General features: G+C 69.7%; 22 protein-coding genes. 9 read left to right on the top strand and 13 right to left on the bottom strand.

The features are described from left to right. Positions 1 to 79: 79 nt before the first annotated feature. The 8 genes from arcA to nrdH form a co-directional block, all read right to left on the bottom strand. Positions 80 to 1324: an arginine deiminase gene (gene arcA / locus GPA03_RS14400; protein WP_156252734.1), complete on the bottom strand. Its 1245-nt coding sequence runs from the start codon at positions 1322 to 1324 to the stop codon at positions 80 to 82. A 57-nt stretch (positions 1325 to 1381) separates the two neighbouring features. Beyond that, a complete protein-coding gene (locus tag GPA03_RS14395) occupies positions 1382 to 1693 on the bottom strand; it encodes an AzlD domain-containing protein (RefSeq protein ID WP_156252733.1) in 312 nt (103 codons plus the stop codon). After that, complete coding sequence (locus GPA03_RS14390; protein ID WP_241681309.1) at positions 1690 to 2385, bottom strand: AzlC family ABC transporter permease; 696 nt, start codon at positions 2383 to 2385, stop codon at positions 1690 to 1692. The genes GPA03_RS14395 and GPA03_RS14390 overlap by 4 nt, the downstream gene beginning before the upstream one ends. Before the next feature lie 61 nt (positions 2386 to 2446). After that, entirely contained in the window at positions 2447 to 3553 is a 1107-nt protein-coding gene (locus GPA03_RS14385; RefSeq protein WP_206673577.1) for a PQQ-dependent sugar dehydrogenase, read from the bottom strand. A gap of 125 nt (positions 3554 to 3678) precedes the next feature. After that, positions 3679 to 4674, bottom strand: coding sequence for a class 1b ribonucleoside-diphosphate reductase subunit beta (gene nrdF / locus GPA03_RS14380; protein ID WP_156252730.1), 996 nt, complete (start codon positions 4672 to 4674; stop codon positions 3679 to 3681). Positions 4675 to 4728: 54 nt separating this feature from the next. Continuing rightward, positions 4729 to 6834, bottom strand: a complete 2106-nt coding sequence (nrdE, locus tag GPA03_RS14375) for a class 1b ribonucleoside-diphosphate reductase subunit alpha (protein WP_156252919.1) — start codon at positions 6832 to 6834, stop codon at positions 4729 to 4731. Positions 6835 to 6887: 53 nt separating this feature from the next. Further along, on the bottom strand, positions 6888 to 7301 hold the full coding sequence (gene nrdI, locus GPA03_RS14370; protein ID WP_156252729.1) for a class Ib ribonucleoside-diphosphate reductase assembly flavoprotein NrdI: 414 nt from the start codon (positions 7299 to 7301) through the stop codon (positions 6888 to 6890). 149 nt (positions 7302 to 7450) lie between these two features. After that, positions 7451 to 7702, bottom strand: a complete 252-nt coding sequence (nrdH, locus tag GPA03_RS14365) for a glutaredoxin-like protein NrdH (protein ID WP_156252728.1) — start codon at positions 7700 to 7702, stop codon at positions 7451 to 7453. On the opposite strand from nrdH, the gene GPA03_RS23070 reads away from it, so the two are divergent. After that, the gene (locus GPA03_RS23070; protein ID WP_277755229.1) at positions 7701 to 7832 is read left to right on the top strand and encodes a hypothetical protein; all 132 of its coding nucleotides are present in this window, start codon (positions 7701 to 7703) and stop codon (positions 7830 to 7832) included. The two genes, nrdH and GPA03_RS23070, sit on opposite strands and share 2 nt — an antisense overlap. 407 nt (positions 7833 to 8239) lie before the next feature. Here GPA03_RS23070 and GPA03_RS14360 read toward each other — a convergent pair whose 3' ends face one another. From GPA03_RS14360 to GPA03_RS14350, 3 genes are all read right to left on the bottom strand, one after another. Continuing rightward, a complete protein-coding gene (locus tag GPA03_RS14360; protein WP_156252727.1) occupies positions 8240 to 8716 on the bottom strand; it encodes a DoxX family membrane protein in 477 nt (158 codons plus the stop codon). A gap of 263 nt (positions 8717 to 8979) precedes the next feature. Beyond that, the gene (locus GPA03_RS14355) at positions 8980 to 9240 is read right to left on the bottom strand and encodes an SHOCT domain-containing protein (RefSeq protein ID WP_156252726.1); all 261 of its coding nucleotides are present in this window, start codon (positions 9238 to 9240) and stop codon (positions 8980 to 8982) included. 83 nt (positions 9241 to 9323) lie between these two features. After that, a complete protein-coding gene (locus GPA03_RS14350) occupies positions 9324 to 9779 on the bottom strand; it encodes a MarR family winged helix-turn-helix transcriptional regulator (protein ID WP_156252725.1) in 456 nt (151 codons plus the stop codon). Between the two features lie 67 nt (positions 9780 to 9846). Between GPA03_RS14350 and GPA03_RS14345 the strand changes: the two genes are divergently transcribed. The 3 genes from GPA03_RS14345 to GPA03_RS14335 all read left to right on the top strand — a co-directional run bounded on the left by GPA03_RS14345 (position 9847) and on the right by GPA03_RS14335 (position 12228). After that, a complete protein-coding gene (locus GPA03_RS14345; RefSeq protein ID WP_156252724.1) occupies positions 9847 to 10374 on the top strand; it encodes a hypothetical protein in 528 nt (175 codons plus the stop codon). A gap of 106 nt (positions 10375 to 10480) precedes the next feature. Further along, positions 10481 to 11578, top strand: a complete 1098-nt coding sequence (locus GPA03_RS14340; protein ID WP_156252723.1) for a sensor histidine kinase — start codon at positions 10481 to 10483, stop codon at positions 11576 to 11578. Continuing rightward, positions 11575 to 12228 (top strand): response regulator, encoded by a 654-nt coding sequence (locus GPA03_RS14335; protein ID WP_156252722.1) that lies wholly within the window; start codon positions 11575 to 11577, stop codon positions 12226 to 12228. Before GPA03_RS14340 ends, GPA03_RS14335 begins: the two co-directional genes overlap by 4 nt. Positions 12229 to 12342: 114 nt before the next feature. Here GPA03_RS14335 and GPA03_RS14330 read toward each other — a convergent pair whose 3' ends face one another. Then, positions 12343 to 15345: a glycoside hydrolase family 2 TIM barrel-domain containing protein gene (locus GPA03_RS14330; protein ID WP_156252721.1), complete on the bottom strand. Its 3003-nt coding sequence runs from the start codon at positions 15343 to 15345 to the stop codon at positions 12343 to 12345. A 114-nt stretch (positions 15346 to 15459) separates the two neighbouring features. On the opposite strand from GPA03_RS14330, the gene GPA03_RS14325 reads away from it, so the two are divergent. Both GPA03_RS14325 and GPA03_RS14320 read left to right on the top strand, forming a co-directional pair. Further along, positions 15460 to 16728 carry an amidohydrolase gene (locus tag GPA03_RS14325; protein WP_156252720.1) on the top strand — a complete coding sequence of 423 codons (1269 nt, stop codon included), beginning with the start codon at positions 15460 to 15462 and terminating at the stop codon, positions 16726 to 16728. Continuing rightward, positions 16725 to 16955, top strand: coding sequence for a hypothetical protein (locus tag GPA03_RS14320; protein ID WP_156252719.1), 231 nt, complete (start codon positions 16725 to 16727; stop codon positions 16953 to 16955). Before GPA03_RS14325 ends, GPA03_RS14320 begins: the two co-directional genes overlap by 4 nt. A 123-nt stretch (positions 16956 to 17078) precedes the next feature. Here GPA03_RS14320 and GPA03_RS14315 read toward each other — a convergent pair whose 3' ends face one another. Further along, positions 17079 to 18020, bottom strand: a complete 942-nt coding sequence (locus GPA03_RS14315) for a DUF1444 domain-containing protein (RefSeq protein WP_156252718.1) — start codon at positions 18018 to 18020, stop codon at positions 17079 to 17081. 123 nt (positions 18021 to 18143) lie between these two features. Between GPA03_RS14315 and GPA03_RS14310 the strand changes: the two genes are divergently transcribed. Genes GPA03_RS14310 through GPA03_RS14300 form a run of 3 tightly spaced genes read left to right on the top strand, consistent with a single transcriptional unit; the run spans position 18144 to position 19554 of the window. Next, on the top strand, positions 18144 to 18491 hold the full coding sequence (locus tag GPA03_RS14310; protein WP_156252717.1) for an ArsR/SmtB family transcription factor: 348 nt from the start codon (positions 18144 to 18146) through the stop codon (positions 18489 to 18491). Further along, the gene (locus tag GPA03_RS14305; RefSeq protein ID WP_156252716.1) at positions 18488 to 18979 is read left to right on the top strand and encodes an SRPBCC family protein; all 492 of its coding nucleotides are present in this window, start codon (positions 18488 to 18490) and stop codon (positions 18977 to 18979) included. The genes GPA03_RS14310 and GPA03_RS14305 overlap by 4 nt, the downstream gene beginning before the upstream one ends. Beyond that, the gene (locus GPA03_RS14300) at positions 18979 to 19554 is read left to right on the top strand and encodes a TIGR03086 family metal-binding protein (RefSeq protein ID WP_156252715.1); all 576 of its coding nucleotides are present in this window, start codon (positions 18979 to 18981) and stop codon (positions 19552 to 19554) included. Before GPA03_RS14305 ends, GPA03_RS14300 begins: the two co-directional genes overlap by 1 nt. Positions 19555 to 19557 lie beyond the last annotated feature (3 nt).

The raw sequence follows: 19557 nt of genomic DNA, 5'->3' as shown, positions 1-19557 counted from the left end.
CGTGGCTGGGTGCGACTCGCGCACCTGATGCAACCGTACCGCAACCGCTTGCGGGCCGGTTGCGGCCTGGAGCGGGAGGTCAGTAGTCGACGGCGTCCCGGATCAGCGGGCAGGTCATGCAGTGCCCGCCGCCGCGGCCCCGGCCCAGCTCGGCACCGACGATCTCGATCACCTCGATGCCCGCCTTGCTCAGCATCGCGTTGGTGTGGGTGTTGCGGTCGTAGGCGTAGACGACGCCCGGCTCGGCCGCCACCACGTTGTTGCCGCTGTCCCACTGCTGCCGCTCGGTGGCATAGGTGTCGCCACCGGTCTCGATGACGTTGAGCGAGGACAGCCGCAGCGCGCCGGCCAGCACGTCGAGGAAGGGCGCGCGCTCCTCCACGACGTCGAGGCGGCCGCCGCTCCCGGGGTACAACGAGAACGGTTTGAGGTCGTAGACGATCGTGGGGAACACCGTGACCACGTCGCGGTCGGCGAACGTGAGCACGGTGTCCAGGTGCATCGCGGCACGCATCCGCGGCAGGCTCGCGACCACGACCCGTTCGGCGGCTTCCTGCTCGAAGAGCGCCGTCGCGAGGCTGGTCAGCCCTTGTCGAGAGGTGCGCTCGCTCATCCCGACGAGCACCACGCCGTTGCCCAGCGGCATCACGTCGCCGCCCTCGACCGTGGCCTGACCCCAGTCCTGCTCGGGGTCGCCCCACCACACCTTCACCTGCCCGGCGAAGTCCGGGTGGAAGGTGTAGACGGCGGTCATCAGCAGCGTCTCGTCGTGGCGAGCGGGCCAGTACAAGGGGTTCTGCGTGACGCCGTCGTAGATCCAGCACGTGGTGTCGCGCGTGTAGAGGGTGTTCGGCAGGGGCGGCATCACGTAGTCGGCCACGCCCTCGGACTCGCGAGCGAGGGCGAGGTAGGAGGAGCGGAAGTCGGCGGGCAGCTCTCGCGTGGACAGCCCGCCGATCAGGTGGACCGCGAGCTCGCGGTCGGAGAGTGACTCCAGGTACGCGCGGACGTCGGCGACGACGCCGACCCCGACGTTCGCCGCCACGATCTTGCGGTCCAGCAGCCACTGCTTGGCCTCGGGGATCGCCATCGTCTCCGCGAGCAGGTCGTGGAGCTCGACCACCTCGGTGCCGCGCTCGATCATCCGCTGCACGAAGTCGGCGTGGTCCCGCTTGGCGTTCTGGACCCACAGGACGTCGTCGAAGAGCAGGTCGTCGCAGTTCGTGGGTGTCAGGCGGTCGTGCGCCATGCCCGGGCTGCACACCAGCACCTTGCGCAGCGTGCCCACCTCTGAGTGGACACCGTACGGGGTCGTGGTCACGATCAGCTCCTCACCGAGTCGCTCGAGTCTGCCACGCGGCCACGGCTCAGCGGCGCGCTCTCAGCCCCAGCCCAGGGCACGCACCGCTGCCGCTGCCGCGGCCCCGAGGATCACGACGACGATGAACGGGGCCCGCAACCACAGCGCCCCGGCGGCGACAGCCACCGCCACCAGCCGCGCATCGATGACCAATGCCGTGCCCTCGGCGAAGGTCTGCGTGACCACGAGCGCCGCGAGCAGCGCGCACGTGACCATCGCCGCGGTGTGAGCCATCCGGCGGTTCTCGAGCACCTCGGTCGGCACGAGGTAGCCGACCAGCTTGAGTGCCACGCACACGAGCGCGGCGATCAGCACCCACAGCCACAGGCTCATGCGGCGCTCCGGACGTGCGGCGGCTCGCGGTACTGCCACCACGCGATACCGGCGGTGACCGCGGCCGCTGCGAGCACCGGGACACCGGCAGGGGCGATCGGGATCATGATCGCTGCGACCACAGCCGCGACCACGCCGATCGTCTGGGCCTGTCGCTGCTTCAGCCGTGGCCACAGCAGCGCGAGAAAAGCGGCGGCCGCAGCGCCGTCGAGCCCCCACCTGGCCGGGTCTCCGAGCACGTCACCGAGCAGCGCGCCGCCGAGGGTCGCGAGGTTCCAGAACACGAACACCCCCAGCCCGGCGGACCAGAACCCTGCGCGCGCGGCGGGCTCGTCGGGCTGGGCGAGCGCGACCGCCGTCGACTCGTCGATCGTGATCTGCGCAGCTCCCAGCCGCACAAGCCTGCGCGGCTTCAGCAGCGACGCCATCTGCAGCCCGTACAGGGAGTTCCGGACCCCGAGCAGCGCGGCGGTCGCCGTCGCGGCCGCACCGCCGCCGCCCGCGCCGATGATCCCGATGAACGCGAACTGGCTGCCACCGGTGAACATCAGCAGCGAGAGCACGCAGGTCTGCCACACGTCGAGGCCCGCGGCCACCGAGAGCGCGCCGAAGGAGATCCCGTACGCGCCGGTCGCGAGTCCGACGGAGATCCCCTGCCGCACGGCAGATCGGACGCTGGGGCTTGCGCGCACGGGAACACTCTGCCATCCGTGTCCGCACGGCAGCAGTTCTCCGGGCGCCGTCCGTCTCGGCTCAGAAGGTGATTCGAATGACCCGGTCGTCGCCGGGCGCCGGGTCGCCCCGGCCATCGGTGTTCGAGGTGGTCACCAGGAGGCTGTCGCCATCGGGGGTGACGGCGCGCAGGCGTCCGTAGTCGCCGAAGTGACTGATCGGTTGGCTCGGGATCGCGCCGTCGATCGGGATCTCGATGAGCGACTCACCCTGCAGCGCCGCCATCCACAGCGACCCCTGCCAGAAGGCAAGTCCCGACGGCGAGGCTTCGTCGGTCGTCCAGGTCAGCACAGGCTCTGCGGTGTCGGCGGACCCGCCGAAGCCCTCGACATCGGGCCACCCGTAGTTGAAGCCGGCCTCGATGACGTTGAGCTCGTCCCACTCGCTGCTGCCGTACTCGGCGGCCCAGAGCCGACCTTCGTCGTCGAAGGCGAGGCCCTGCACGTTGCGGTGCCCGTAGCTGTAGACCAACGAGTCGAACGGGTTGCCGGGCGCGGGCGCCCCGGTCACGGTGAACCGCAGGATCTTGCCGTTGAGCGAGCCGGTGTCCTGCGACAGGCTGGGCGCACGCGCATCGCCGGTCGAGGCGTAGAGGAAGCCGTCGGGACCGAGGATCAGGCCACCGCCGTTGTGGGTGTCCTCGTTCGGGATACCGCTGACGATCACCGTGGGCTGGCCCAACCTCGAACCGTTCCACGGCAGCGCCACCACCCGGTTGTCCCGCGAGGTGGTGACGTAGGCGAACAGCGTCCGCTCGTCGGCGCTCAGGGCGAGTCCGAGAAGACCGCCCTCGCGGCTGGGCGCGGTCTCCCCGAGGACACCGACCACCGTCGTCCCGCCGTCGGTGTCGACCAGCAGGATCTCGCCCGTGTCGCGGCTGCTCACGAGCATCCGACCATCGGAGAGCGGCTCCACGTCCCAGGGTGTGACCAGGCCGGTGACCACGTCGGTCGCGGTCAGGTCGCCGCTCGCCTGCGTGTTGACGTCGGGCGGGGTGCTCGACGTCGTCTCCTCGGTGGCCGGCTCCTGCGACGAGGGGTCCTCGGTCGTCGGCGCCTCCGAGCTGGGATCCGGCTCCGCGGACGTGGCCGGCTCGCTGGTCGGCGACGTGCTCTCGCCGGTGCTCACCGGCGGCGGGGCCTGCCCGGCGCACGCCGTCAGCAACGCGATCGCCGCGAGTCCGCACAGCAGCGCGAGACCGCGACCACGGCGCGATGACGGCGCCGGGTCTGCGGTCGCGTGCTGTGTGGTGTTCAGAACTCCCAGTCCTCATCCTCGGTGTTGACTGCCTTGCCGATCACGTAGGACGAACCGGAGCCCGAGAAGAAGTCGTGGTTCTCGTCGGCATTGGGCGAGAGCGCGGACAGGATCGCCGGGTTCACGTTCGTCTGGTCCTTGGGGAACAGACCCTCGTATCCTAGGTTCATCAAGGCCTTGTTGGCGTTGTAACGCAAGAACGCCTTGACATCCTCGGTCAGGCCCAGCGGGTCGTAGAGGTCCTCGGTGTACTGCTCCTCGTTCTCGTACAGCTCGAAGAGCAGGTCGAACGTGTAGTCCTTGAGCTCCTGACGGCGCTCGGGCGAGGCCTTCTCCAGCGCCTTCTGGTACTTGTACCCGATGTAGTACCCGTGCACGGCCTCGTCGCGGATGATCAGCCGGATCAGGTCAGCCGTGTTGGTGAGCTTGGCGCGGCTGGACCAGTACATCGGGGCGTAGAAACCCGAGTAGAACAGGAACGACTCCAGCATGGTGGAGGCGACCTTGCGCTTCTCGGGGTCGTCGCCGCGGTAGTAGTCGAGGACGATCCGCGCCTTCTCCTGCAGGTTCGCGTTCTCCTCGCTCCAGCGGAACGCCTCGTCGATCTCAGCGGTGGAGATCAGCGTGGAGAAGATCGAGGAGTACGACTTCGCGTGCACCGACTCCATGAACGCGATGTTGGTGTACACCGCCTCCTCGTGGGGCGTGATCGCATCCGGGATCAGGCTGACCGCGCCGACGGTGCCCTGGATCGTGTCGAGCATCGTCAGACCCGTGAACACCCGGGTCGTCATGCGCTGCTCCTCCTCGCGGAGGGTGTGCCAGCTCTGGATGTCGTTGCTCAGCGGCACCTTCTCGGGGAGCCAGAAGTTGTTGACGAGGCGGTTCCAGACCTCGACGTCCTTCTCGTCCTCGATCCGGTTCCAGTTGATCGCCGACACCCGGCTGACCAGCTTGGGCTTGTCGCCGTGGGCTGCGCTTACTGCGGTCACTGCGTCACTTCCTTGCTTCTGATGGTGTCGATGCCGGGGTCGCGCCCCCGTGCGCTAGAGCATGCAGCTGACGCAACCCTCCACCTCCGTACCCTCGAGGGCGAGCTGCCGCAGGCGGATGTAGTACAGCGTCTTGATGCCCTTGCGCCACGCGTAGATCTGCGCCCGGTTGAGGTCGCGGGTGGTGACCGTGTCCTTGAAGAACAGCGTCAGGCTCAGCCCCTGGTCCACGTGCTGCGTGGCCGCGGCGTACGTGTCGATGATCTTCTCGTAGCCGATCTCGTACGCGTCCTGGAAGTACTCCAGGTTGTCGTTGGTCATGAAGGGCGCGGGGTAGTAGACGCGGCCGATCTTGCCTTCCTTGCGGATCTCGATCTTGCTCGCCACCGGGTGGATCGAGGAGGTCGAGTTGTTGATGTAGCTGATCGAACCGGTCGGCGGCACGGCCTGCAGGTTCTGGTTGTAGATGCCGTGCTCCATCACCGAGGCCTTGAGCGCACGCCAGTCGTCCTGCGTGGGGATGTGCACGCCGGCGTCCTCGAACAGCCGGGCGACCCGCTCGGTGGCCGGCAGCCACTGCTGCTCGGTGTACTTGTCGAAGTACTCGCCGCTCGCATACTTGCTGCGCTCGAACCCGCCGAAGGCACGGCCGCGCTCCATCGCCAGCTTGTTCGACTCGACCAGGGCGTGGAACAGCACCGTGTAGAAGTAGATGTTGGTGAAGTCGATGCCCTCCTCGGACCCGTAGTGGATCCGCTCGCGGGCGAGGTAGCCGTGCAGGTTCATCTGGCCCAGCCCGATCGCGTGGCTGTCGTTGTTGCCCTGCTCGATGCTCGGCACGGACCAGATGTGCGTCTGGTCGGAGACGGCGGTGAGCGCACGGATCGCGGTGCCGACCGTCTTGCCGAGGTCGGGCGAGTCCATCGACAACGCGATGTTCATCGACCCCAGGTTGCAGGAGATGTCCTTGCCCACGTGGTTGTACGACAGGTCCTCGTTGTACGTGGACGCCGTCGAGACCTGCAGGATCTCGCTGCACAGGTTCGAGTGCGTGATCTTGCCGTCGACAGGGTTGGCCCGGTTCACCGTGTCCTCGAACATGATGTACGGGTAGCCGGACTCGAACTGGATCTCGGCGAGCGTGGTGAAGAACTCGCGGGCCTTGATCTTCTTCTTCTTGATGCGGCCGTCGTCGACCATCTCGCGGTACTTGTCGCTGACGTTGATCTCGGCGAACGGCACCCCGTAGACGCGCTCGACGTCGTACGGCGAGAACAGGTACATGTCCTCGTTGTTCTTGGCGAGCTCGAAGGTGATGTCGGGGATGACCACGCCGAGGGAGAGCGTCTTGATCCGGATCTTCTCGTCGGCGTTCTCACGCTTGGTGTCGAGGAACCGCATGATGTCGGGGTGGTGCGCGTGCAGGTAGACCGCGCCCGCGCCCTGGCGCGCACCGAGCTGGTTCGCATAGGAGAAGGAGTCCTCGAGCAGCTTCATCACCGGGATGACGCCGGAGCTCTGGTTCTCGATCTTCTTGATCGGAGCGCCGTGCTCACGGATGTTGGACAGCAGCAGCGCCACCCCACCGCCGCGCTTGGAGAGCTGCAGTGCGGAGTTGATCGCGCGGGCGATCGACTCCATGTTGTCCTCGATCCGCAGCAGGAAGCAGGAGACGGGTTCGCCGCGCTGCTTCTTGCCGGAGTTGAGGAACGTGGGCGTGGCCGGCTGGAACCGGCCGGAGACGATCTCGTCGACCATCGTGAGCGCGAACTGCTCGTCGCCGTCGGCGAGCGTGAGCGCGACCATCACGACCCGGTCCTCGAAGCGCTCGAGGTATCGCTTGCCGTCGAAGGTCTTCAGCGTGTACGAGGTGTAGTACTTGAAGGCGCCCAGGAAGGTCTGGAAGCGGAACTTCTTGTTGTACGCGTGGTCGAAGATCGCCGTGAGGAACTCGAAGGAGTACTTGTCGAGGACCTCGGCCTCGTAGTAGCCCTCCTCGACCAGGTAGTCGAGCTTCTCGCGCAGGTTGTGGAAGAAGACCGTGTTCTGGTTGACGTGCTGGAGGAAGTACGCCCGCGCCGCCTCCCGGTCCCTCTCGAACTGGATCTCGCCGTTGGGGCCGTAGAGGTTCAGGAGGGCGTTGAGCGCGTGGTAGTCCATCTCCCCCTTCGACGCGGGGTTGCCGCCAGCCGTCTCGATCGTCTCGGCCTCGGTCAGGGTTGCTGCCACAGTCGTTCAATCCCCTCTCGGACGCTTCGTACGTCCTCGGTTGTTCCTAGTAGCTCGAACTTGTACAGGTGGGGAACGCCGCACTTGCGGGCGATGATGTCGCCAGCGATGCAGTACGCGCTCCCGAAGTTGGTGTTCCCGGCCGAGACCACGCCGCGCAGCTGTGAGCGGTTGCGTTCGTCGTTGAGGAACTTGATGACCTGCTTGGGCACCGCGCCCTGACCGTTGCCACCGCCGTAGGTGGGGACGAACAGCACGTAGGGCTTGGTCACCAGCAGGTGCGGCTCGGTGGGTCGCAGCGGGATCCGCTGCGCGGGCACCCCGAGCCTGTCCACGAATCGCTTCGTGTTCTCCGAGACCGAGGAGAAGTACACGACCGACAGGCGCGTGCCGCTCATGTGCTTCTCCTTGCTGTCTCGGTGGTGGTGCTGCGAACCGGAGCCCGGATCGTGTCTCGGGCCCCGGTTCGCAGGGTCTGGAGTTGTCGTCGATCGCTCGACGGCGGAGCTCGCCCGGGTCGGTGACCCGACCGCGAGTGCTCGCTGGGTCAGGCGATCGCCGCGGCGCTCTGCGCCGACTGCACGAGGGCCTTGATGCGATCGGGGCGGAAGCCCGACCAGTGGTCGCCGTCGGCGAACACCACGGGTGCCTGCTGGTAGCCCAGCGCCTTGACCGACTCGAGGGCCTCAGCGTCGGTGCTGATGTCCACGATCGTGTACTCGAGCCCGTGCTTGTTGAGAGCGCGGTAGGTGGCGTCGCACTGCACGCACGCCGGCTTGCTGAAGACGGTGATGGTCATGATTTCCCCTCCCTGGCTGCGGCTCGCGCAGCGCCTGACGTACCCGGTGCTCACACCCGCCGTCGGTCCCTGGTGCGATGCTGTCTGCCTTCGTGAGGCCGACGACACCGGCGGAACCACGGCGTTGTAACTACATCCATGTCATTCGTGGGCGCTTGTGCTCCGCCCCACGTCTTCGACACTACACCTAGTGGCCGACAAAGCGCGAGACCCACAGATGTTGTGTCCGGCGTGTTGCTCGTGGGCGCGTCCTCCACAGCTTCGCGGCGTGTCGATGTGCAAGGCGGACCCCTTTCTGTGGGTAGTCCGGCCACATCTGTGGACAGCCCTGTGGGCATCTCGGAAGGGCTCCTGCGGGTCCCCAGCAAACCCGCTGATCCAGCCTCGGTCGGGGGTCGGAGAGTTCAACCCTCGCTGCACAGGCTGTCCACAGGACAGCTCCTTGCGCCATCGTCCTCGCCAGCCCCGGTGGGCTCCCAGGCAACAGTGGTCACACGTGCCACGCACCGGTGGCGTGGCACGGCGGCGGCGAGAACCTCACGCGGCACGCAACCGTGCGCCCAGGCTCTGCGCCCCGACCACCAGACCGGCGGCGGCCAGCACGATGTCCTTGAACACGTACTGAGCCTCGAGGCTGGGCCCGCCGGCGTACATCAGCTCGGGGAACAGCACCAGCGGCGACATGATCCCGACGAGCGCCACGGCGAGCACCACGAGCCCAAGCCTGACGAGTCGACCGGTCAGCAGGGTGAGCCCGATGACGGTCTCGACGACCGCCGTCAGCAGCACGGCCGCCTGGCCTCCGACGATGCCGAACGTGAGGACCTCGATCGTCGCGGCGGCCAGCCCTTCGGCCGGGCTCAGCCCGGGCACGTACTTGGGGATGGCGAACGCCAGGAACACGAGGCCGAGACTGATGCGCAGGATGCTGAGACTGTGGGCCGCGAGCCAGTCCCGGACCCGGTCGTTCAGGCCGCCCGGGGTGCGCAGCGCGGTGGTGCGGATGGTGGACATGAGGTGCTCCTTCGTAGGGGGTGATCCGATGCGTCCACGCTCCCGGGGATCGCCCGCGCCGACATCTGTCAGGCGACGTCACCTGCGGTACGCCCGGGCGCTCAGGCGCGCCGCGCGGGCTACGTCGCGGGTCGACCACGCGTCACGCGCGGAGCGCGGATCCCCACCGCAAGCACTGGGGGTCTCCCCCCGCGCCGCCGCCAGGCATGACGACGGCCGGCCGGTTCACGAGGAACCGACCGGCCGCCGTCGGGCCGTACGGGCTACGGCTTGGCGCGCAGCGCGGCGAGCCGCGTGCGGTAGTCCTCCGCCGTGATGTCGCCCTGCGCAAACCGCTCGGCGAGCACGCACTCACCGGCGCGGGGGCCGGCCGTGCGCTCCCGGTGCCGGCGACCGAGCACCACGGCGGTGATCGCTACGCCGATGATGAGCAGCCAGATCAGCGGGAACAAGAAGAACGGGAACGGCGGGCCGTAGCCGCCGTGCCAGCCGCCGTCGGCGAGGACGTGTCCGATGATCTCCATGGGGAGCCTCCTTCGTGTGATGGGACATCTCCAGCCTCATCACGGGAGGCCGCTGCGGCATCCGTCGCGGCGCGTGACCTCGACTAAGCCGACCGACGTAGCGCCGCTGCCTGCTCCCGCAGCACCGCCGTGGTCATCTCGGCCCACCGCGCGATGACCTGCTGCTGCTCGAGCGTGAAGCCAGCCGTGACCTCGGCCATCGCCGAGCCGAGCGCGGCGAACGCGGCAGCCACCCGGGGGTCCGTGGGGCGGCTCGCAGTCACCACGAGCCGCCGTCGGTCGTCGTGATCGCGGTCCCGCCGCGCGAGGCCGGCCGCCTCGAGGCGGTCGACAAGCCCGGTCACGGCACCCGCCGTCAACGACGTGCGCGCCGCGAGCTCGCCCGCCGACATCGCACCCTCGCGCTGCAGGATGCCGAGCGCCTTGTGATCGGCAGCAGACAACCCGAGCAGCCCACCGATCGCCTCGTGGAACGCGACGACGGCGTCGCTCAGCTCGCTCCCGAGTGCAGTTCCGCGGTCAGGAAAGTGATCGGCCATGGCCACATGATCCACCATAGCTTATAGTTTAGAACACTGAACTATTTAGTAGAGCGAAGGGATTGCTATGTCTCTGCGGATCAGCCGCCAGCACTGGGTGGAAGCGGCCGGCGTGCTCGCCACCGCCACGAGGTTCTTCGTCCGGCACTACCCGATCGTGCTCGTGTTCGGGGCTGTGGCTTCGCTGCAGCGGTTCCTGGCGGTGGGTGGCGACGACCGGTTCGCGTTCGCCGGCGGCCTCGCGGGTGAGCTCGTCACCGCCGCTGTCCGGGTCCTGTTCCTGGTGTGGCTCGTCAGACGTATGTTCGCGGGCGACGACATCGGCTGGTCGCAGGTCGGCCACCGCCTCGGCCGGTTCGGCCGGACCCGCACCGGGGCCGTGCTGGCCACCGCCGTCATGCTCGTCGGGCTCACGATCGTCGCCAAGGTGATCCCCGACGCGGTCGCGGCCACGCTTCCCGAGAGCGAGCGCGCCACCTACCTGTCGTGGGAGCTCGCGATCAAGAACGTCACGGTGATCCCGTTCACCATGGTGTGGCTGACGGCGCTCAGCAGGCACGCCGTGCGGCGCGGCGCGCCGGTCACGACACGGTGAGGTACGTCCGCGGACGTAGCCGGAGCGCCGACCCGTAACGGACGCAGATTCGCCCGCACCCGGTCAGGATGGAGCGGTGCGGGAGCGTTGGAGTTGGCGAGAGGTGGTGCCGGCAGCCGTCGGCGCCGTCGCCATCCCCGTCATCACGCAGGGGTCGCAGCGCTGGGGCCGAGGCATGGCCGGCGATCCACTCGACCTGCCCGGCGTGACCCTCATCGCGATCGCCGCCGCGATCCTGCTGCTGCGCAGGCGCCGACCCGTCCTCACGCTCGCCGTCGTGACAGCGAGCGTGATGACGTACCTCTCGCTCGGCTACCCCTACGGGCCCGTGCTCATCACCTTCGTGCTGGCTGTCTACTCGGTCGCCCACCACCGCCCGTTCCGACCCGCTGCGCTCGCCACCGGCATCGCGATCCTGGTGCTGCTCAGCCACGTCTATGTCCGCGACGGCGCAGAGCCGAGCCTGGCGGGCGTGCCGGTCGCCGTGGCCTGGGCCGTGGTGCCGTTCGCGATCGGGTTCGCGATCCGGCAGCGCGGGCACGCGACCGCCCGCGACCGCGAGGCGCAGCTGCAGCGTCGCGTCGACGCCGAGCGGCTCCGCCTCTCGCGTGACGTGCACGACGTGGTCGGTCACGGTCTGGCCGCGATCAACCTGCAGGCCTCGGTCGCGTTGCGCTCCGCCGACCGCGACGACCCGCGCGCTCGCGAGCGCACCCGGGACGCCCTCGCCGCGATCGAGTCCGCGAGCGCGGCCTCGCTCGACGAGCTCCGGTCGGTTCTCGCCGGGCTCCCGGGCGAGGCCGCGCCACACCAGCCGGCTCCCGGCCTGTCCGGCCTGCCGGCTCTCGTCGAGCGCATGAGCGCGCCCGGGTCGCCCGTCACGTTGCGCATCGAAGGTGCGACGGCGCCCCTGACCGGCGCACCCGACCTCGCCGCCTATCGGGTGGCGCAGGAGGCCCTGACCAACGCCGTGCGGCACGGCACCGGTGGCCCGATCACGGTCGTGATCACGCACGCACCCGACGCAGTCACCCTCGCGGTCGAGAACCTCGCGCCGAGCGATCCTCCACGCGGGGCGAGCCCCGGCATGGGGCTCCCCGGCATGCAGGACCGGCTGGCCGCCGTCGGCGGTTCGCTGACGACCAGCGACGACGGCGGCCGGTTCCGGCTTCGTGCCCACATCCCCCGAGAGGAGAGCCGATGATCTCCGTGCTGATCGTCGACGACCAGGACCTCGTGCGCCGCGGCCTGCGGTCGTTGCTCGAGGACGAGGAGGACATGATGGTCGTGGGCGAGGCCGCCGACGGGCTCGACGCCGTCGCACTCGCCAAGCGTGAGCGGCCCGACGTCGTGCTCATGGACATCCGGATGCCCGGTGTCGACGGTCTCGAGGCCACCCGCCGCATCGGCGCCGACCCCGATCTCGCCGGCACCCGGGTCGTCGTGCTGACGACCTTCGAGACCGATGCCTACATCCTCGAGGCGCTCCGCAACGGCGCCAGCGGGTTCCTCCTCAAGGACGCCGGGCCGGACGAGATCCTGCACGCCCTCCGCCTGGTGCACGCCGGCGAGGCGCTGCTCGCGCCGTCGGTCACCCGGCGCGTGGTGCGCGAGCTGATCGCCGCCCGAGCGCGCGTGCACACGCCGCACCCTCGCCTGGGTGACCTGACCGCACGCGAGCGCGAGGTCGTCGGGCTGGTCGGCCGCGGGCACTCGAACGCCGAGATCGCCGAGGAGCTGGTGCTCAGCCCCGCGACCGCCCGCACGCACGTGAGCCGCGCGATGATCAAGCTCGGCGCGCGGGACCGTGCCCAGCTCGTGGTCTTCGCCTACCAGTCCGGCCTGGTGGACTGAGCACGCCGAACCCTCCTTGAGTGCGCACATCCACGGTGGGTGCGCACTGTGCACGGTGCGCTTTCACCGTGGATGTGCGCACTCAGCGGGGTCAGGCGTCGCCGTGCCTGTCCGTCACCCGACGCGCAGTCGCACCTGCATGCTCGCGGGCGCGGGGTTGAGCGTCGCGTTCGGCAGCACACCCGGGCCGCACGCGGCGCTGCCGACGCCGTGCTGGGCCACGTCGAGGTGCAGCCACAGCGCACCGTCGGCCTCCAGCTCGTGCGGGTGCGCAGCGGCGGCCAGCGCCTGGTCGGACCAGGGCCGCGCCGTCAGCTCGATGCCGTCGATGTCGTCGGCCCCGAGGACCACCTCACCCACGACGATCTCGAGCGAACCGGTCTCGAGCGCGAGCGTGGCGTGGTTGACGCCGCGTCGAGCGCCGTTCTCCTGCGGGTGCGTGTACCGGGTCTGCAGCTCGGCGACCGTGTGCGAGTACCGGCCGAACAGCGCGGCCTTGGTCGAGTCCGCGTAGGACTCGCCCGGCCCCTGCCCCACCCAGTCGACCGCCACATCCGCAGCGTTCGGCTGCTCGAGCGCGAGCAGCCAGCCGAGCCGCGGCAGCGGCGCGGCCCAGCGGCCCTCGGGCACCAGCTCGAGCGTCAGCTCGACCACGCTCGGGTCGTCGGCGTCCGCACGCCAGGTGTAGCGGACCGACAGGCCGCAGTCGCTGGCGGCGCCCGCGAGACGGCCAGTCACCACCAGCGCCTCGCCGGCCCCCTCGGAGGTCTCGACCACCGCGTCGTCGAGACGCTCGTGCAGACGGGTCAGGCCCGCAGCCTCCCAGAGCGCGCCGTCCTGGCGGCCCGGGCCGTTATCGGCGCCGTCGTTGTCGGTCGGTGCCCGCCAGGCATCCGCCCGTGAGGTGAGCACCTCGGTCCCGCCGAGCGAGACCAGCCGCCCTGCGCCGTCGAAACGCGCGGGTCCCACCGCGAAGGCGTCATCGGCGCTCTCGACCGGTCCGGAGACCGGCGCGAGCGGAACGCGGGCCTGGATCTGGATCTGCCCGGCACCGAGCTCGGCGGGTGCCTGCTCGCCCCCCTCGTTGTTACGTGCGCGCACGATCCACCAGACGTCGGCACCCGGGTCGACCTCGGGCACCTCGATGCCGGCGGCCTCGAGGCTGACGATCGCGGACTCACCCGCCTCGAGCACACCCACGACCTCGTCGAGCGATCCCTCGGCGACGGTCTCGCCGTCGGCGCTGAGGACCCACGCGAGGGTGACGTGGTCGGTGCTGCGGAACGCGTACCGGTTCCGGATCTCGAGGGTGTCCGGGATCCCGGGGAACCCTTCGACGCGGATCGGCGCGTACACGGCCGCCATCTCGAGCATGCCTGGCGAGGGCGTGCGGTCAGGCAGCAGCAGGCCGTCGGCGATGAAGGTGCCGTCGTGCAGCTCCTCGCCGAAGTCCCCGCCGTAGCCGTAGAACTCCACGCCGTCGGAGTCCCGCGTGAGGATGCCGTGGTCGATCCATTCCCACACGAACCCACCCATCAGGCGCGGGTAGACCTCGAAGAGGTCGTCGTAGTCGGTGAAGCCGCCGGGGCCGTTGCCCATCGCGTGCACGTACTCGCACTGGATGAAGGGCAGGTTGCGACGCCGGGCGTCGACCTCGCCGTCGATGGTGTCATCACCCTGACCCCGCTGCAGCGCCCGGTCCTCGCCGCGGCCGATCTGCAGCGTCTCCTCGGTGGAGGCGTACATCCGGGAGTAGACGTCGGTGTGCTCGCAGGTCCAGTCGCCCTCGTAGTGCAGCGGTCGGCTGTCGTCGATCTCGCGGATCGCGTTCGCCATCTCGCCGAGGTTCGAGCCGGTCCCGGCCTCGTTGCCCAGCGACCACATGATGATGCTGGGGTGGTGGGCGTCGCGCCGGACCATGCGCTGCACCCGGTCGACCAGCACGTCGCGCCAGGCGGGCGAGTCGGTCGGGTTGTCGCGCCAACCCGCAGGCTCGAAGCCGTGGGTCTCGAGGTCGTTCTCGTCGATGACGTACAGGCCGTAGGTGTCGCACAGGTCCAGGAAGTGCGGGTGCGGCGGGTAGTGGCTGGTGCGCACGGCGTTGACGTGATGCGTCTTGGCCAGCAGCACGTCGGCCAGCATCGTCTCGGGCGTGACCGCGCGGCCGCGGGTGGGCTCGAACTCGTGCCGGTTGACGCCGTAGAGCTTGACGGGCGCACCGTTGACGGTGAACACCCCGTCGATGATCGCGATCGTGCGGAACCCGATCTGCAGGGTCACGGTCTCGGCGCCGGTCGCGATGCTCGCCTCGTACAGGCGCGGGTTCTCCGCGCTCCAGGGCTCGACGGCGGCGCTCACCTCCTCGCCGGAGCTCACCTCGATGCCGAGCTCGCCGATCGTGATCGTGGCGCCCGCCGGGTCGGTCGTCTCGACGTCGACCTGCAGCGTTCCCTCACCGGCGGTGTGGTCGTAGGAGGCGCGGACCTCGACGTGCTCGATGCCACCCTCGGGGCGGTGCAGCAGCGCGACATCACGGAAGATGCCGGACATCCACCACTGGTCCTGGTCCTCCACGTAGGTGAAGGCCGACCACTGCGTCACCCGGACCGCGAGCAGGTTCTCGCCCGCCTGCACGTGCTCGGTGACGTCGATCTCGGTGGGCAGCCGCGACCCGTGCGAGGTCGCGACCGGCGCGCCGTTGAGCGAGACCTCGAACCAGGAGTCGACGCCCTCGAACCGCAGCACCACGCGGCCGGAGTCCAGCCACGCAGCCGGGACCTCGAGCGCTCGGCGGTACTCACCGGTCGGGTTCTCTCGCGGCACCCGCGGCGGGTCGAGCGGGATCGGGAACAGCACGTTCGTGTAGGCGGGCTTGCCGTAGGGCCAGGCGTCCGGCGCACCGGCCATCTGCCAGTGGCTCGGCACCGCCAGGGTGTCCCACCCCTCGCCCGCATCGCCCGGGTCGGCACCCGTGACCGCCTCCGGGAACAACCGGAACCGCCAGTCGCCGTTCAGGTCGATCGATGACGCCGTCGCAGCGCCCGCCGGCGGCCGGAACCGCGGCTCCCGCACCCCGCTCGGGACGACGACGCTGGTGTGACTGGGGCGCGCGGACATCGACTTCTCCTGAGGGTTGAACTAATCCGTCCGCAGGAGCCTAGTGGGCGAACGGCGGCGTCCGATCTCGCGGATCGCGAGAGTCCCAGCAGCCACGCGGGCTACCGTTCGAGCATGACCCCACCTCCCCCGGCGCGCACCGACGCCGTTCTCGCCGGACTGGACGCCCTCACCTGGCTCGAGGACACCTATCGGGACCTCCACCGCCATCCCGAGCTCTCGCACGGCGAGGTCCGGAGCGCAGGCATCTGCGCGGCCAGGCTCCGCGAGCTCGGGTACGAGGTGAGCGAGCAGATCGGCGGAACCGGCGTCGTCGGCGTGCTCAGGAACGGCGAGGGGCCCACCGTGCTGTTCCGCGCGGACATGGACGGTCTCCCGGTCCGGGAGGACACGGGGCTGGACTACGCCTCCACCGCGACCGACACGGACCGCGAGGGCATCGAGCACCCCACGATGCACGCGTGCGGTCACGACTTCCACATGACCTGGCTGCTCGGCGCGGCGGCGCTGCTCGCGGCCGGTCGGGAGCACTGGTCTGGCACGTTCATCGCGCTGTTCCAGCCCGCCGAGGAGACCGGCGACGGCGCGATCGCCATGATCGAGGACGGCCTCGTCGAGCGGCTCCCCCGCCCGGACGTCGCCCTGGGGCAGCACGTGGGAGGCGCACGTGCCGGCAGCCTTCACCTGCGGCCGGGACCGACGATGTCGCGCTCCGAGAACCTCAAGGTCGTCGTGCACGGCTTGGGCGGGCACGGCTCGATGCCGCAGTACACCATCGACCCGGTGGTGGTGGCCTCCGCCATCGTGATGAACCTGCAGACCGTGGTGTCCCGGACGCTGGCGGCCACGGAGTTCGGCGTGGTCACGGTCGGGTTGCTGCACGCCGGCACGAAGGCGAACATCATCCCCGCGAGCGCCGAGCTGCACCTGAACATCCGCTCCTACGACGACGCCGTGCACGACCGGATCGTCGCGGCGATCACTCGGATCGTCAACGGACAGGCCGCGGCGGCCGGGTGCCCTCGCGAGCCCGAGATCTCCGCCTACGACCAGGTGCCCCTGACCGACAACGACCCCGAGGTGATCGCACGCGTGCGAGCGGCGCTCGAGGCTGCGGGCGAGCACGTGGTCGACGGCGAGAAGATCACCGGCAGCGAGGACTTCTCCTGGCTGCCGCACGCGTGGGGGATCCCGTATGCCTACTGGTTCGTGGGCGGCTGGGACCAGGCAGCCTTCGACTCTCTCGAGGCCGCGGGCCGACTGCTCGAGATCCCGAGCAACCACTCCCCCTTCTTCGGACCGGTGATGCACCCGACGCTCGAGACCGGGGTGCGCTCCGCCGTCGTCAGCTCGCTGGCCCACCTGGGTGCGGCCGCGTCATGAGCGAGCTGCCGCCCGGCCTGGCCGAGGACCCGTTCGACTACCAGGTCACCCGGTCAGGTCAGGTGCGGGTCAGCCGCGGCGGTCGCGAGGTCGTCGTGGTCGGCGGTCGAGACGCGGAGCGTCTCGCCGCCCGGCTCGCGAGCGCCGACCCCGACCAGGTGCAGCACCTGCTCGCACGCGCGACCGGCAACTACCGGCGCGGGAACGAACGGCGACCGCACCGCTGAGCGTGGCGGCGCACCGGACATGATCTCCACCCACCGGTGAAGGCTCGCCGCTCTGCCTGATCGAGGAATCATCATCGCCACCTCCACACCTCAGGAGTCGGCGGGTTCGGTGGTGATACGGCCTCAGCTGCCGACGACGCCGCCCTGCTCGAACGCCTCGGCCAGCGCACCCTTGACCTCGACGGCGACCCGACCGTCGGCGTGCGCGGTGGCCTGCTGGGTGGTGCCGTCACGGCCGACGAAGAACACGTGCGACGAGAGTGCACCCGGCTGGTTCTGGTGCTGGTCCAGCGCGAGGTTGACCATCCCGTTCATCGCGAAGACCGTGCCCGGCCCACCGATCTCGTGCAGCGCGATCATGTGCCGGTTCGGGATCGCCAGCAGCAGCCCGGGCGAAAGGCCCTTGCTGCCGGCCTGCGCCAGCAGCTGGTCGAGCGCGAAGTAGCGCGACGGGCCGAAGAAGTCGTCGGTCGTGAACACGTGGATCGCCGAGTCGGGCCGCTGCTGGTCGGCCAGCACTGTGCGGTGCGTCATCGCGGGGAGCCGGCGGATGTTCTCCATCGCGAGCGCCCTGATCTCCTCCCAGCTGCCGAGAGCGTCGATGTTGCCGAGCTCCTCGGTGTGCTCGGGGAAGTCGATCGCGACCATGCCCACGATGCCGGGCAGCACGCGGGAGTCGTAGTCGGGACTCCGCGGCAGCGCCGCCTGCTCACGCAGCCGCAGGTACACCTGGGTGCGGACCTCGTCGAGCGAGCGTGCCTCCTGGTCGATCGTCCCGTCCATGATCCGCACGTGGTTGGCCACGATCGCCCGCCAGTGCTCGCGCGGCGCCTGCCGCAGGGTGGCCTCGAGGTTCGCGGTGCCGAACGAGCGGCCGTCGGCCCCGTGCAGGCCGCCGCGGCCGTCGGGGACGACCTCGCGCCCACGCTCGGCGAACGCCTGCTGCGTCAGGTGCAGGATCGCCGCGCGGTCCGCCTCGGTGAGCTCCCCAGGGAGCGAGCCCTGACCACCTTGCCGGGCTGCGCCGTCGTCGGCCTTCTTGCGGAACTTGTCCATCCACCCCATGCGCGCCAGCCTGCCACCCAGCGGCCGGGAAGGACGAGGGCAGTTCGTACTCAACCAAGAGGTTGACAAGCGTGACGGGTCGGGCGTAGGTTTCTTGTCAACCAACTGGTTGAGGAGGAGCACGTGGCGGACGAGCTGTCCAAGGTCTTCGCGGCCCTGGCCGATCCGACGAGGCGCGACATCGTGGCGCGGCTGGCATCGGGTGACGCAACGGTCACCCAGCTCGCGGCGCCCTACGAGGTCAGCGTGCAGGCGATCTCGAAGCACCTCCGGGTGCTCGAGGACGCAGGTCTGGTCACCAAGACCAAGGAGGCCCAGCGCCGCCCCGTGCACCTGGAAGCGGAGGTGTTCGACCTCATGACCAAGTGGATCGAGCGCTATCGGCAGCAGGCCGAGCAGCGCTACCAGCGCCTGGACGCCGTCCTGGCGGAGCTCACCGAGGAGAACGAGGGAAAGGGACAAGCATCATGACCACCACCAGCATCATCGCCGAGGCCACCATCGAGGCCGACGAGCAGGTCCCGGCGATCCGCATCGTCCGGGACTTCAAGGCCAGCCCGGCCCAGCTCCTGAAGGCGCACACCGACCCGGCGCTGTTCAGCCGGTGGATCGGGCCCAAGGACATGCGCAACGAGATCACGGTCTGGGAGCCGCGGACCGGAGGCGAGTGGCGCTACGTGCAGCACCGGGGCGAGGAGCAGTACAGCTTCCGCGGCTGCTTCCACGAGGTCAGCGAGACCAAGATCGTGCAGACCTTCACGTACGAGGGCTTCCCGGACGGCGTGGCGCTGGAGACGATGACGTTCGAGGATCTCGGCAACGGGTACACCCGGATGCACGCGCAGTCGCTGTGCGACTCGTTCGAGGCTCGCGACGGCATGCTGAGCTCGGGCATGGACGTCGGCGTGCACGAGGGCTACGCGAAGCTCGACGACGTCCTCGCGGAGGGCGCTGCCTGATGGGTCTCGCCGAGCTCGCGCCGAGCGAGCGGCACCGGGCGGTCGCGGCGGACTTCACCGCCGCGGCCGCGCAGGTGCCGGACTGGGACACGCCGACGCCGGTGGCGCAGTGGCGGGCCAGGGACGTCGTCGGGCACCTCGTGGGGTGGTTGCCCGGCTTCCTCGAGGGCGGTGGGGTCTCGCTCCCGGCCGTGCCCTCGGCCGACGGCGACCCGACCGCAGCGTGGGCAGCGCACGCCACCGCCGTGCAGGCCCTCCTCGACGACCCGACGACGGGGGAGCGCACCTTCGAGCGGCCGTACGTGCCTGCGCAGCCGCTGGGCCAGGCGATCGACACGTTCTACACCGCCGACGTCTTCATGCACACCTGGGACCTGGCCCGCGCGGCAGGGGTGGAGGTTGCGCTGGACCCCGAGCTCTGCGCCCGGCTGGTCGACGGCATGGCGGAGATCGAGGACGTGCTGCGCAGCTCCGGCCAGTACGGTCCGGCTGTCCCGGTGCCCGCGGATGCCGATCCGCAGACCCGGCTGATCGCTTTTATCGGCCGGGACCCGGCCTGGTCCCCTGCGGCCTGAGCC

It is taken from the genome of Pseudactinotalea terrae, from assembly GCF_009733845.1.
Classification (GTDB): Bacteria; Actinomycetota; Actinomycetes; order Actinomycetales; family Beutenbergiaceae; genus Pseudactinotalea; species Pseudactinotalea terrae.
This window is presented reverse-complemented; position numbering and strand designations above follow the sequence as displayed.